The sequence below is a fragment of the Actinospineispora acaciae DSM 45401 genome, assembly GCF_000620785.1.
In the GTDB taxonomy this organism is placed as follows: domain Bacteria; phylum Actinomycetota; class Actinomycetes; order Mycobacteriales; family Pseudonocardiaceae; genus Pseudonocardia; species Pseudonocardia acaciae.
In genome coordinates this window covers 103,900-116,286 of sequence record NZ_JIAI01000010.1, presented here as the reverse complement: position 1 = coordinate 116,286, position 12,387 = coordinate 103,900, and the positions used below count along the sequence as shown (strand labels likewise).

General features: G+C 73.0%; 11 protein-coding genes. 5 read left to right on the top strand and 6 right to left on the bottom strand.

What is annotated here, in order from left to right:
- Positions 1 to 5: 5 nt before the first annotated feature.
- Positions 6 to 938 carry an aldo/keto reductase gene (locus N912_RS0134280; RefSeq protein ID WP_037068102.1) on the bottom strand — a complete coding sequence of 311 codons (933 nt, stop codon included), beginning with the start codon at positions 936 to 938 and terminating at the stop codon, positions 6 to 8.
- A 224-nt stretch (positions 939 to 1,162) separates the two neighbouring features.
- On the opposite strand from N912_RS0134280, the gene N912_RS0134275 reads away from it, so the two are divergent.
- Complete coding sequence (locus tag N912_RS0134275) at positions 1,163 to 1,972, top strand: IclR family transcriptional regulator (RefSeq protein WP_037068099.1); 810 nt, start codon at positions 1,163 to 1,165, stop codon at positions 1,970 to 1,972.
- A gap of 29 nt (positions 1,973 to 2,001) precedes the next feature.
- On the opposite strand, the gene N912_RS0134270 is transcribed toward N912_RS0134275, so the two are convergent.
- Positions 2,002 to 2,721 (bottom strand): SDR family NAD(P)-dependent oxidoreductase, encoded by a 720-nt coding sequence (locus N912_RS0134270; RefSeq protein ID WP_028925972.1) that lies wholly within the window; start codon positions 2,719 to 2,721, stop codon positions 2,002 to 2,004.
- A gap of 71 nt (positions 2,722 to 2,792) precedes the next feature.
- Here N912_RS0134270 and N912_RS56420 point away from each other — a divergent pair, with 71 nt between their 5' ends.
- Positions 2,793 to 3,341, top strand: a complete 549-nt coding sequence (locus N912_RS56420; protein ID WP_037068096.1) for a MarR family winged helix-turn-helix transcriptional regulator — start codon at positions 2,793 to 2,795, stop codon at positions 3,339 to 3,341.
- On the opposite strand, the gene N912_RS0134260 is transcribed toward N912_RS56420, so the two are convergent.
- The 3 genes from N912_RS0134260 to N912_RS0134250 are packed head-to-tail and all read right to left on the bottom strand — an operon-like array spanning position 3,333 to position 7,581.
- Positions 3,333 to 4,913: a phospho-sugar mutase gene (locus N912_RS0134260; RefSeq protein ID WP_051581247.1), complete on the bottom strand. Its 1,581-nt coding sequence runs from the start codon at positions 4,911 to 4,913 to the stop codon at positions 3,333 to 3,335. The genes N912_RS56420 and N912_RS0134260 overlap by 9 nt on opposite strands.
- Before the next feature lie 29 nt (positions 4,914 to 4,942).
- The gene (locus N912_RS0134255; protein WP_028925970.1) at positions 4,943 to 5,731 is read right to left on the bottom strand and encodes a purine-nucleoside phosphorylase; all 789 of its coding nucleotides are present in this window, start codon (positions 5,729 to 5,731) and stop codon (positions 4,943 to 4,945) included.
- Entirely contained in the window at positions 5,728 to 7,581 is a 1,854-nt protein-coding gene (locus N912_RS0134250) for a serine/threonine-protein kinase (RefSeq protein ID WP_051581197.1), read from the bottom strand. The genes N912_RS0134255 and N912_RS0134250 overlap by 4 nt, the downstream gene beginning before the upstream one ends.
- Before the next feature lie 114 nt (positions 7,582 to 7,695).
- Between N912_RS0134250 and N912_RS0134245 the strand changes: the two genes are divergently transcribed.
- The 3 genes from N912_RS0134245 (at position 7,696) to N912_RS0134235 (ending at position 11,902) form a co-directional block, all read left to right on the top strand.
- Complete coding sequence (locus tag N912_RS0134245) at positions 7,696 to 9,243, top strand: acyl-CoA mutase large subunit family protein (RefSeq protein WP_028925968.1); 1,548 nt, start codon at positions 7,696 to 7,698, stop codon at positions 9,241 to 9,243.
- Between the two features lie 332 nt (positions 9,244 to 9,575).
- Positions 9,576 to 10,826, top strand: a complete 1,251-nt coding sequence (locus N912_RS0134240) for an amidohydrolase (RefSeq protein WP_037068093.1) — start codon at positions 9,576 to 9,578, stop codon at positions 10,824 to 10,826.
- A gap of 155 nt (positions 10,827 to 10,981) precedes the next feature.
- Complete coding sequence (locus N912_RS0134235) at positions 10,982 to 11,902, top strand: hypothetical protein (protein WP_051581196.1); 921 nt, start codon at positions 10,982 to 10,984, stop codon at positions 11,900 to 11,902.
- A 26-nt stretch (positions 11,903 to 11,928) separates the two neighbouring features.
- Here N912_RS0134235 and N912_RS0134230 read toward each other — a convergent pair whose 3' ends face one another.
- The gene (locus N912_RS0134230; protein WP_028925965.1) at positions 11,929 to 12,381 is read right to left on the bottom strand and encodes a gamma-glutamylcyclotransferase family protein; all 453 of its coding nucleotides are present in this window, start codon (positions 12,379 to 12,381) and stop codon (positions 11,929 to 11,931) included.
- Between the last annotated feature and the right edge of the window lie 6 nt (positions 12,382 to 12,387).

Below are 12,387 nucleotides of genomic sequence, written 5' to 3'. Positions count from 1 at the left end.
GCGGCCTAGGCGGAGGCGGCGGTCAGGCGCGCGAGGTCGTCGTCGTCCAGCTTGAGCTCGGCGAGCGCGAGCAGGTCGGTGAGCTGGTCGGTGGTGCGGGCGCTGGCGATCGGCGTGGACACCGTGGGCTGGGCGGCCAGCCAGGCCAGCGCGACGGTGGCCGGGCGGGCTCCGTGGCGCTCGGCGACCGCGTCGAGCTCGGCGAGCACCCGGCGGCCCCGCTCGTCCAGGTACGCCCCGGCGCCCTCGGCCCGTACGCTGTCCACCGGGGTATTGGCCTGGTACTTGCCGGTGAGGAAGCCCTTGGCCAGCGCGAAGTACGGCAGGCAGGACAGCCCGCGCTCGGCCAGCAGCGGCGCCAGCTCGCGCTCGTAGTCCCGCTCCACCAGGTTGTAGTGCGGCTGCAGCGCGACGTAGCGGGCCAGCCCTTCGCGCTCGGAGACCGCCAGCGACTCGGCCAGCCGGTCGGCGGTGAAGTTGGACGCCGCGATGTGCCGCACCTTGCCGGCCTTGATCAGCTCGTCGAAGGCGGCCAGGGTCTCCTCCGGCGGGGTGTCCGGGTCGTCCTTGTGCGCGTAGTAGAGGTCGATGTGGTCGGTGCGCAGCCGGCGCAGCGAGTCGTCGACGGCGGCCGCGATGTTCTGTCTCGACAGCCCGGGCCGCTCCGGCCACGAGCCCACCTTGGTGGCCAGCACCATGTCGTCCCGGTTGCTCCTGGACGCCAGCCAGTCGCCGATGATCGTCTCCGACTCGCCGCCGGAGTTTCCGGGCTTTCGCCAGAAGTACGAGTCGGCCGTGTCGACGAAGTTGCCGCCGGCCTCGGCGTAGGCGTCCAGCACGGCGAACGAGCCGTCCACGTCCGCGCTCCAGCCGAACACGTTGCCGCCGAGGCACAGCGGATGGACTGTCAGATCGGTGCCGGGGAGAGTGATCCGCATGCCATCCACGGTAGGACGCCCTCACCGCCCCGGTGCCGTGCTCAAACGGGTGACAGAGCCCACAGCGCGGCGACGTCGGGCTCGGCGGCGCGCGCCCGTCCTCCCGGTGTCCGCCGGCGTCCCTCGGCGGTCGTTAACCGGTAGCCCCGAGTCTGTGGGAGGAAGACGGCCCCGCCTGACCGCCTCGGTGGGGCATGCCCGAAGACCGGAGGTACACTTCCGGGATGCGGAATGACCTGACCGGCGAGCGGGCCGTGTCCGCCGGCGATACGGCCCGTTCGAGCGGCGGGGTGCAGTCGGTGGAGCGCGCGTTCGCGCTGCTGGAGTCGATGGCCGATGCCGGCGGGCTGGTCGGGCTGTCCCGGCTGGCCGCCGTGTCCGGGCTGCCGTTGCCGACCATCCACCGGTTGATCCGGACCCTGGTGTCGCTGGGCTACGTGCGCCAGGAGCCGTCCCGGGAGTACACCCTCGGCCCCCGGCTGGTCCGGCTCGGCGAGAGCGCCAGCCAGCAGCTCGGGGTGTGGGCGAAACCGCACCTGGCCAGGCTGGTCGAGGCCCTGGGGGAGAGCGCGAACCTCGCGCTGCTGGACGGCGACGAGGTGGTCTACGTCGCGCAGGTGCCCGGCCGGCACGCGATGCGGATGTTCACCGAGGTCGGGCGGCGGGTCTCGCCGCACTGCACGGCCGTCGGCAAGGCGCTGCTGGCCCAGATGGACGACGACGCGGTGAACGAGCTGCTCGGCCGGATGGACCTGGTCAAGCACACCGAGCGCACCCTGACCCGGCCGGCGGAGTTCCGCCGCGAGCTGGGCAGGGTGCGCGAGCTCGGGTACGCCATCGACGAGGGCGAGCTGGAGCTCGGCGTCCGGTGCGTCTCGGTGGCGCTGGACGGCGGGCCGGCGCGCGCCGCGCTGTCGCTGTCCGGCCCGACCACCCGGATGACCGACCAGCTGGTCGAGCGGGCGGTGCCGCACCTGCGGGCCGCCGCCACCGCGCTGGCCGCCGAGCTCGACCAGGCCCGCGCCGGCACATGAGCGAGCTCGGCGGCGGCCGGTCCGGCCGGTCAGCGGCTGGGGTGGGCGCCGCCGTTGACCGCGAGCACCTGGCCGGTCACGTGCCGGGCGTCCGGCGACGCCAGGTAGGCCACGGTGCCCGCGATGTCCTCCGGGGTGCCGGCCCGGCCGGTGTTCGTCGCCTCGATCAGGGTGGTCCGCCGCGCGTCGGTGAGCTTGTCGCGGAAGAACTCGGTGTCGGCGATGTAACCGGGCGAGACCACGTTGGCGGTCACCCCCGCGCCGCCGAGCTCGCCGGCCAGCCCGACGTTCCAGGACGCCAGCGCGGCCTTGGCCGGCCCGTACGACCCGTTGCCGTGGTCCGCGGCGATCGAGCCGACGCTGACCACCGCGCCCCCGTCCGCGAGCCGGTCGCGCACGGCTGCCGTGGTGAGCACCGCCGTGAGCAGGTTCGCCTCGAGGTTCGCACGCCATGCCGCCGCGAGCGCGTGCAACCCCTCGCCGGGCTCACCGTCGAAGTCCGTGTTCCCGCCCGCGTTGTTCACCAGCACGTCGATCCTCGCCGGCAGCGCCTCACGCAGCCGGGCCAGCTGGTCCGGATCGCTACCGTCACACACCACCGCGTGGGCGCCGAGCTCCGCGGCGGTCGCCTCCAGCGCCTCCGCCCGCCGCCCGGTGATCCACACCTGGTCACCGGCCTTGGCGAAGCGTGCCGCGCAGGCCCGCCCGATGCCGGTCGCGCCACCGGTCACGAGCACATGTCGGGGCATTGCCGTCGTTCCTCCATCCATCGCTTACGTTTAGATCTAAACGTAAGCGTCCGAACGGCGGGTGGCAAGCGATGGTGACGAACGCGGGCTGGCAACCGGACGACCCGGTGGACGCGACGGCCCTGGCCTGGCTGCGCGAGCGCCCCGGCACCCCCGTGGACGGCATCGGCATCGTGACCCGCATCTGGCGGCTGGCCAAGCTCTTCGGCGAGGACCGCCGCCGGGTGCTCGCCGCCGAGAACGCCGACCCCGCCACCCTGGACCTGCTCAGCGTGCTCCGCCGCGCCGGCCCTCCGTACGCGCTGACCACCCGCGAGCTGGCCGACCGAACCCGGGTCACCGCAGGCGCGATCTCCCAGCGCCTGACCCGCGCCGAAGACCAGGGCCTGGTGGTCCGGCAACGCGCCACCGGCTCCCGCCGGGTGACCGTCACCCTTACCGACGCCGGCCACGCCCTGGTGGAACGCCTGGTGGATCGGGTACTCGGCCGCGAAGCCGACCTGGTGGCCGCCCTGGACCCCGACCGCCGCGCCCAGCTCACCGAGCTCCTCCGCACCCTGCTCACCGACCTCGACGCCCGCCTCGACCACCCTCCGCACTCGGGTGTCGGCTCAGACTGACCCCGGCAGGTCGCCCAACCTGGCCTCAAGCTCCGCCCGCAGCCCGGCCAACCGCTCGGCCGCAACCGCCCGCGCGGCCCCCAGCCCATCCGCACCAGAAACCGGCTCGACGACCTCGAGGTAAGCCTTCAGCTTTGGTTCGGTTCCGGACGGCCGGATCACCGCCCGACTCCGCTCGCCGGCGAACACGAACACATCCGGAGCCGGCTTCTCGTCCGCATCCGTCAGCCTTCCCAACACGGCGGTGCGTTGCTCGGGCTCCATCCTGACGGTGATGGCGTCGGTCAGGTATACGCCGTGCGCCAGCGCCAGCTCGTCCAGAAGCGTCAGCAGCGAGCCTCGGGTGGCGGCGAGGTCGGCGGCGAGCACGGCGGCCGCTATGCCGTCCTTGTCCCGGGCGGTCGCGGGGTCGACGCAGTAGCCGATCGCCTCTTCGTAGCCGTACACGAACCCGTGCCCGGCGCGGACGATCCACTTGAACCCGGTCAGTGTCTGGGCGAACCGAGCACCGTGCGCTTCCGCGACCGCCCGCAGCTGCGTCGAGGATGCCACCGTGGTGGCCACCAACGGATCGGAATAGAACGATCTATCAAGGGTGGACAGGATGTGCTCGCCGAGCAGCACGCCGGTCTCGTTGCCGGTCAGCATCCGCCAGCCCCCACCGCCGTCGGGCACCGCGAGCGCGCACCTGTCCGCGTCCGGATCCAGCGCGATCGCCAGGTCGGCGGACACCTCGGCGGCCAGCTCCAGCAGCGCGTCGACCGCCCCGGGCTCCTCCGGGTTCGGAAACGCCACCGTCGGGAAGTTCGGATCCGGCTCGGCCTGGCTGGTAACGACATGCACGTCGTCGAACCCGGCCATCCGCAGCGCCCGCACCGCGACCGCCCCACCCACCCCGTGCATCGGCGTCAACGCGATGCGCAGCCCACGCGCGGTACCCCTCGGCAAGACGGCCGTCCGCGCCAGGTACTCGTCCAGCACGGACTCCGAAGAGACCGGCGACACCACCGACGTCGGTATCGAGATCGCCGCGGGAGCGGCGGCGATGGCGGCCTCGATCTCGGCGTCCGCCGGCTCGACCAGTTGCGCACCACCGTCCGGACCGCCGAGGAAGACCTTGTAGCCGTTGTCCGCCGGCGGGTTGTGCGACGCGGTGATCTGCACGCCGGCCACCGCATCCAGCGACTGGACCGCGTACGCCAGCACCGGCGTGGGCAGCGGCTCGGCAAAAGAACGCACCGTGAAACCCGCCCCGGCCAGCACGGACGCCGCCGCCGACGCGAACTCCTCCGAGCCGTGCCGCGCATCGCGCCCGACCACGACCAGTCCGCCGCCGTGCCCCCGCCGCTCCAACCACGCCGCCAACCCAGCAGTGGTCCGCCGCACCACCGCGACGTTCATCCCCGCCGGCCCCGCCCGCACCGGCCCGCGCAGGCCCGCCGTGCCGAACCGCAACGGCCCGGCCATCCGCTCGCCAAGCTCCGTCACCGGACCACCGGCCAGAGCGGCCACCAACAACCGTTGCAGCTCGTCGCGGGTCGCCGGATCCGGGTCGTCGGCGATCCAGCGCATGGCCGCGTCCCGCACGCCGGGGGGCAGGCTCACGCCCGCGCCACCACCTCGCGCAACAGCGTGCCCATCCGAGTAGCGGCCGCGTTGCCGGCGTCGATGACCTCCTGGTGGCTCAGCGGCTGCCCGGAAAGCCCGGCCGCCAGGTTCGTCACCAGCGACACCCCGAGCAGCTCCAAGCCTGCCGCGCGGGCCGCGATCGCCTCCAGCACCGTCGACATGCCGACCAGGTCCGCGCCCATCGTGCGCAGCATCCGGATCTCCGCCGGCGTCTCGAAGTGCGGGCCGGGCAGCCCGGCGTACACCCCGTCGGCCAGCGAGCCGTCCACCTCGCGGGCGAGCGCGCGCAGCCGCGCGGAGTACAGGTCGGTGAGGTCCACGAACCGCGCCCCGACCAGCGGCGAGCGCGCGGTCAGGTTGACGTGGTCGCTGATCAGCACGGGCTGGCCGACGGACAGCCCCTCCCGGATGCCGCCGGCCGCGTTGGTCAGCACCAGGATCCGGCAGCCGGCGGCGGCGACGGTCCGGGTCGCGTGCGCCACGGCCGCCACGCCGTGCCCCTCGTACAGGTGGGTCCGTCCGAGCAGGACCAGCACCCGGTGCTCCCCGACGCGGACCGACCGGACGGTGCCGCCGTGGCCGACCGCGGTGGGCGGGGTGAAGCCGGGCAGCTCGGCCATGGCCAGCTCGGCGTCGGCGGTGCCGAGCGCGTCGGCGGCCGGGCGCCAGCCGGAGCCGAGCACCAGCGCGACGTCGTGCTTCGGCACCCCGGTGCGCTCGGCGAGCGCGGTCGCGGCCTCGGCGGCCAGACCAGCGGTCACGGGCGGAAGCCCTTGACGATCGACGTGAACAGCTGCTGGGTGCCGGTGCCCGCGCGGTCCGCCGGCACCGTCAGCCGTACCACCCACAGGTCGGTGCCCTGCTGGGTGAGCTGGGCGTAGGTGACCCTGCTCACCGCGCCGCGCGCGCCGGTCACGTTGGTCCGGTAGCGGATCTGGTTGCCGGCGTTCTCCAGCACCGTGACGTTGCTCACGCCGAGCCCGGCCGGGGTCAGCCCGTTGACGAACTCGGCCGCCTGCGCGGGATGGGTACGGGTACCGGGGGTCTTGTCGAAGCGCAGCTCGCGGGAGCCGTCCGGGCTGACGTACCGCACCGACATCACGTCGTTGTCGCCGACCAGCCGGTACTCCTCCCAGCCGTTCGGCACCGTGGCGTTGAACCCGAGCGCGCTGTTGCCGTATCGCTGGGTGGAGTCGACGTGCGGCTTGAGCTGCACGGCCTGGCCACCGGCCGGGCTGACCACCGAGGTGCTCCACGGCGACTGGCCGACGAGCACCCGGGTGGCGACCCAGCCGACGCCCGCGCCGCCGACCACCGCCAGCGCCCCGGCCAGCGCCAGCGGCATCGCCAGCCGGGCGGACAGCTTGGCCTGCGGGCGCGGTGCCGGCGGGGCTTGGCGGGCCATCGGCGGGCGGTTGGGCGCCATGCCGGGCCCCGGCGCGGGCTGCCAGCTCGGCCGGGGACGCCTGGCCGGCATGCCACCGGGCGGGCTCTGCGCGGGCGGGGGGCGCTGGGGATCCTGGCGGGGCGGGGCCGGCAGCGGTCCGGGCTGGGTGGACAGCGGGGTGGCGCCGGAGCGCGCGTTCCAGTGGCCCGAGCCGGTCTGCGCCGGCGGTGGCGCCGGGGCCGCCATGCCGGACGAGGTGCCGCGCGCCGAGGAGCCGTTCATGCCCTCCGGCGGGCTCTGCGGGCCGACGTCCTGCTCGAGCGGTGCCGACGGCGGCGGCGAGAACGCGTCGGCCGAGCCGGGAAACAGCGGGTCGTCCGGGTCCGCCAGCAGCGGGCGCAGCCGGCGGCGCACCTCGCTCAGCGCCATCCGCTGGTCCGGCTCCTTGACCATCAGCGCCGCGATCACGTCCGCCAGCGGGCCGCCGACGTGGACCCGGGGCACGTCGCCGTGCACCACGGCGGTGACCGTCTTGACCGGGTCGCCGTCCACGTCGTAGGGCGGGCGGGCCTCCACGGCGGCGAACAGGGTGGCGCCCAGGCCCCACAGGTCCGCCGCGGGGGTGACGTCCTGGCCGGCGGCGACCTCCGGCGCGATGTAGGCCGGCGAGCCGAGCACCAGGCCGGTCGCCGTCATCGTCACGTCGTCGCGCTTGCGGGCGATGCCGAAGTCGGTCAGCTTGATCCGCCCGTCGTGCGCGACCAGCACGTTGCCCGGCTTGACGTCGCGGTGCGTGATGCCCGCCCGGTGCGCGGCCTGCAGCGCGGCCGCCGTGGCCAGCCCGACCGAGGCGGCCTGGCCGATGCCCAGGCGGCCCTGCTCGCCGATCACCTCGGAGAGGTTGCGGCTGGGCAGCAGCTCCATCACCACGAACGGGTCGCCGGAGACGTCCACCACGTCGTACAGCGTGATCACGTTGGGGTGGGAGAGCCCGCCGAGCGTGCGCGCCTCGCGCATCATCCGCTCGCGCATCGACTCCATCTCGCCCTTGGGCACGCCCGGCGGCACCCGCAGCTCCTTGATCGCCACCGCGCGGTGCAGCACCTCGTCATAACCGGACCACACGGTGCCCATCGCGCCCGCGCCCAAGGGTTCGGTCAGCCGATAGCGCTCGGCGATACGGCGCGGCTCGGTGTCCTCTGGGGTGGAACCCGGTGCCGACATACCCGCCATTCTCCCGATCCGGTCCGACAGTGTTGCGCCTACCTTCATTCTTTTACCCTCGGCGCCGCCCCGAGTAGCGTTTTCCGCACGTCCACGGGTCGGAGGTGGTCAGCGGTGACGGGCAGGCGGGCCGAGTCCGGGTTCGAGATCCGAACGGTGTACGGACCCGAGCGGCCGGGCGAGTACCCGTTCACCCGAGGCGTCTACCCGTCGATGTACACGACGCGGCCGTGGACCATGCGACAGTACGCCGGGTTCGGCACCGCCGCGGAGTCCAACCGCCGCTACCACCGGCTGATCGAGGCCGGCACCACCGGACTGTCCGTGGCGTTCGACCTGCCCACCCAGATGGGCCTGGACTCCGACGACCCGCGGGCCGCCGGCGAGGTGGGCAAGGTCGGCGTGGCCATCGACTCGCTGGACGACATGCGGGTGCTGCTCGACGGCATCCCGACCGGCGAGGTGTCCACCTCGATGACCATCAACGCCCCGGCAGCCGTGCTGTTGCTGCTCTACCAGCTGGTCGCCGCCGAGCAGGGCGTCGACGGGTCCGCGCTGACCGGGACCGTGCAGAACGACGTGCTCAAGGAGTACATCGCGCGCGGCACCTACATCTACCCGCCCGCCGAGTCGCTGCGGCTGACCAGCGACCTGTTCGCCTACTGCGCCGCCGAGCTGCCGCGCTGGAACACCATCTCGATCTCCGGCTACCACATGGCCGAGGCCGGCGCGAACCCCGCGCAGGAGATCGCGTTCACGCTCGCCAACGGCATGGAGTACGTCCGGGCGGCGATCCGCGCCGGGCTGGCCGTGGACGACTTCGCGCCCCGGCTGTCCTTCTTCTTCGTGGCCCGCACCACGCTGCTGGAAGAGATAGCGAAGTTCCGCGCCGCGCGGCGGATCTGGGCGCGGCTGATGCGCGAGGAGTTCGGCGCCACCAACCCGAAGTCGATGATGCTGCGGTTCCACACCCAGACCGCCGGCGTCCAGCTGACCGCCCAGCAGCCCGAGGTGAACCTGCTCCGGGTCACCGTGCAGGCGCTGGCCGCCGTGCTCGGCGGCACCCAGTCGCTGCACACCAACTCCTTCGACGAGGCGCTCGCGCTGCCGTCCGAGAAGGCCGCGCGCCTGGCCGTCCGCACCCAGCAGGTGCTCGCCTACGAGACCGACCTGACCGCGACCGTCGACCCGTTCGCCGGCTCGTACGCGGTGGAGGCGATGACCGACGAGGTGGAGCGGGCGGCCGTCGACCTGATCGACGCGGTGGAGAAGCGCGGCGGGGCCGTCGAGGCGATCGAGCAGGGCTTCCAGAAGTCCGAGATCGAGAAGACCGCCTACGGCACCGCCCAGGAGATCGAGGCCGGCGAGCGGGTGGTGGTCGGGGTGAACAGGTACCGCCTGGACACCGAGGAGCCCTACGAGCCGTTGCGCCCGGACCCGGAGCTGGCCCGCGAGCAGGCCGCCCGGCTGGCGGCGCTGCGCGACGAACGGTCGTCGCACGAGGTCAGAACGGCCCTCGACGCCCTCCGGAAGGCCGCTTCCGGAGGCACGAACGTGCTCTATCCGATGCGGAACGCCCTGGCCGCGCGGGTAACTGTGGGTGAAGTCTGTTCTACGCTGCGTGATGTGTGGGGCTCCTACCAGCCACGCGATTCCTTCTAACGGGCTCGGCGGTGCGCCCGGTGGCTCGAGGGGTCAGTCTTATGTTGAGAGTCAGGCGGTCGGCCACTGCTGCGAGAGGTGAGCGGCATCACTAGCCGTTCGTCCTCACGGTTTCGACCGGTTGTCCGGGGCGCCCCACCGTCCGCAGCAGATCAGTAACCCCTTACCGAGGCGGTGTCCGGTAACGCCCTGTTTCCGGGTTCCCGGCCATCTGGGTGATGCACCATATGGGATAGCGACGTTGGTCGGGGTTCGTTCCGCGCTCACGAGGCCGCGATTCGGCCACCCGGGTCATCGTCGACAGGGACTGATCGAATCGGTGGTGGTACCCGGTGTCTGTGCTCGACGGGCGCACCGAACTGTTGGCCGCTCAGGCCATCAGCCCGGCGCGGCCGGTGACCGACGTCGGCCAGGGTAAGGGGCCGAGCTGGCTGGACGGCTGGCTGACTGCGCACAACCGCGAGCTGGTGACCTGGCGGCGTGCCCTGCACGCGCGCCCGGAGCTGGCCCGCCAGGAGAGGCTGAGCACCGCGATGGTGGCCTCTCGGCTGGTGGACGCCGGTTTACGGCCGGAGATCATGGCCGGCGGCACCGGTCTGATCTGCGACGTCGGCTCCGGCGACCACTGCGTGGCGCTGCGTGCCGACCTGGACGCCCTGCCGCTGCACGAGCGCACCGGGCTGCCGTTCGCGTCCAGCGTGGACGGTGTGATGCACGCCTGCGGGCACGACGCGCACACCGCGATGCTGCTCGGCGCCGGGCTGGCGCTGGCCACCGCGCCCACCCTGCCCGGCCGGGTGCGGCTGATCTTCCAGCCGGCCGAGGAGGTGCAGCCCGGCGGCGCGCTCGACCTGGTCGCCGCCGGCGTGCTCAAGGACGTCGAGCGGATCTTCGCGCTGCACTGCGACCCCCGCCTGCCGGTCGGCCAGCTCGGCACCAAGGTCGGCCCGATCACCTCGGCCTGCGACGTGCTGGAGATCCGCCTCACCTCGCCGGGCGGCCACACCTCGCGCCCGCACCTGACCGCCGACCTGGTGCACGCGCTCGGCCTGCTGATCACCCAGCTGCCCTCGCTGCTCTCCCGCCGGGTCGACCCGCGCTCGGGCACCGTCCTGGTCTGGGGCGCCGTCGAGGCCGGCCAGGCCGCCAACGCCGTGCCCCAGGCCGGCATGCTGCGCGGCACCCTGCGCACCGGCGACCACCAGATCTGGACCGAGCTGGAGCCGCTGGTCCGCTCCCTGGTGACCGCCATACTCGCCCCCCTCGGCGTCGGCTACGTCCTGGACCACCGCCGCGGCGTCCCCCCGGTCCACAACGACGCCCTCTCCGCCGGCCTCCTCCACGACGCCGCCGTGGCCGCCCTGGGCCCCGACGGCGCCACCGGCACCGAACAGTCCAGCGGCGGCGAAGACTTCGCCTGGTACCTAGAAGACGTCCCCGGAGCCATGGGCCGCCTAGGCGTCTGGTCCGGCGACGGCCCGCGCAAAGACCTCCACCAACCCACCTTCGACCTGGACGAACGCGCCCTCCCGGTCGGAGTCCGCGTCCTAGTCCACGCCGCCCTAGCAAGCCTGGCCGCCTAAACCCTCAAGCTCGCGCGCGCAACCGCCCGCGAGTCGCGGATTTTGTCAGGGTGAGTCGCGGATTTTGTCAGGCCGCCCATCCACAGGTGGACGGGTTGTCCACAGCCGCGCGCTGACCCGGCTCGCTGCCGGCCGACACGCGCGACCGTGGAGGCATGACCGGTGAGCGAGGGCTGCACGGCGCCTACCTCCGCAAGGACCTGATCGAGCGTCTCGGCCGCTATCGGGTCGACGCGGACATCCAGCGCGGTGTCCTGCGGCGGCTGTGGCCGGGCGTGCTGGTGGATGCGAGCCGGTTCCTCGACCCGCGCACCAGGGCCGCGGCAGCGCTTCTGTCGCACGGGAGCCGCTCCGTGATCGCGGGGGCCACGGCCACCGGACTGCACGGCTGCACGGCGATCGAGTGCGCCGACACACACATCGCCGTTCCCTACGGCCACCCCTCACGCAGCCGTGACGGACTCGCGGTGCACAACTGCCCGCTGCCGCCGGACGATGTGATCGATATTGACGGCCTGCGCGTCCTCACCCTGGACCGGGTGATCAGCGATCTGCTGTGCACCGCCCGGCCGCGCGACGCGATCGCCGCCACCGACCAGGCGCTCGCGTGCCAGCCCGACGAGCGGCGCGCGGCCTTCCGCGCCCGGGTCGGCCAGCGGCTTGCGGACCGCCGTGACCCGCGCGGAACGAAACGCGGCGCTCGGCTGCTCGGGCTGGCTTCGGGCCGGGCCGAGTCGCCGCCGGAGAGCTGGCTGCTGCTCGAAGTCGTCGACCTCGGGTATCCGGTGCCCGAGGCGAACTGGGAGTTGCGCGCTCCGGACGGCGTCCTGTTGTACCGGCTGGACCTGGCCTGGCCGGAGCAGCGGATCGTGGTGGAGTACAACGGGTACGCGGTTCACGTCGATCGTGAGGCTGAGGACGAGTGCCGGGCCGAAGACCTGCGGAGACGAGGGTGGATCGTGATCGTCGCCACGAAGGACGACCTGCGGGACAACACCCGGCTCGCGCTGGTCCTTAGGCAGTCGTTTCGGCGGCGGGGCCACCGTTGGTCTGACGAAATCCGCGACTCACCCTGACAAAATCCCCGACTCGCGGTGGGGTTTTACGGGCCTACGTTTCGGGAGGGGCGGGTGCGGAGGGCTTGGACGTAGTCGGCGGGGGCGCCGGCTTGTTCGGCGGCGTCGGCCATGACGCCTAGGTAGCGGGCGGAGGGGAGGCCGCCCTCGTAGGCGTCCAGGACGTAGAGCCACGCCAGTTCGGTGCCGGAGAGGGTGTGGACGCGCAGGCGGAGTTTTTTGTGCAGGCCTAGTTCGCCGCCTTCCCAGCGGTCCAGGACGGCTACGTCGGCGTCTGTTACGTCGTAGAGGACTACGAAGACTTGGGAGGTGGGGTCTTCGACCACGGTGGCGAGCGCGCCCTCGGGGCCGTAGTCTTCGCCGCCGAACGTCAAACGCCAGCCCATCAGCCAGCCGGTTCCGGCCATGGGCGAGTGTGGGCACCGCTCCTTCATCTGAGCGGGGTCCATGTTGGACCCGTAGGCGGCGTAGAGCGACACCCGGAC

Coding starts and splice junctions, on each gene's coding strand:
- N912_RS0134250 (WP_051581197.1), bottom strand. CDS start 7,581: ATGTCGGCACCGGGTTCCACCCCAGAGGACACCGAGCCGCGCCGTATC.
- N912_RS0134270 (WP_028925972.1), bottom strand. CDS start 2,721: ATGCCCCGACATGTGCTCGTGACCGGTGGCGCGACCGGCATCGGGCGG.
- N912_RS0134280 (WP_037068102.1), bottom strand. CDS start 938: ATGCGGATCACTCTCCCCGGCACCGATCTGACAGTCCATCCGCTGTGC.
- N912_RS56420 (WP_037068096.1), top strand. CDS start 2,793: ATGGTGACGAACGCGGGCTGGCAACCGGACGACCCGGTGGACGCGACG.
- N912_RS0134235 (WP_051581196.1), top strand. CDS start 10,982: ATGACCGGTGAGCGAGGGCTGCACGGCGCCTACCTCCGCAAGGACCTG.
- N912_RS0134275 (WP_037068099.1), top strand. CDS start 1,163: ATGCGGAATGACCTGACCGGCGAGCGGGCCGTGTCCGCCGGCGATACG.
- N912_RS0134260 (WP_051581247.1), bottom strand. CDS start 4,913: ATGCGCTGGATCGCCGACGACCCGGATCCGGCGACCCGCGACGAGCTG.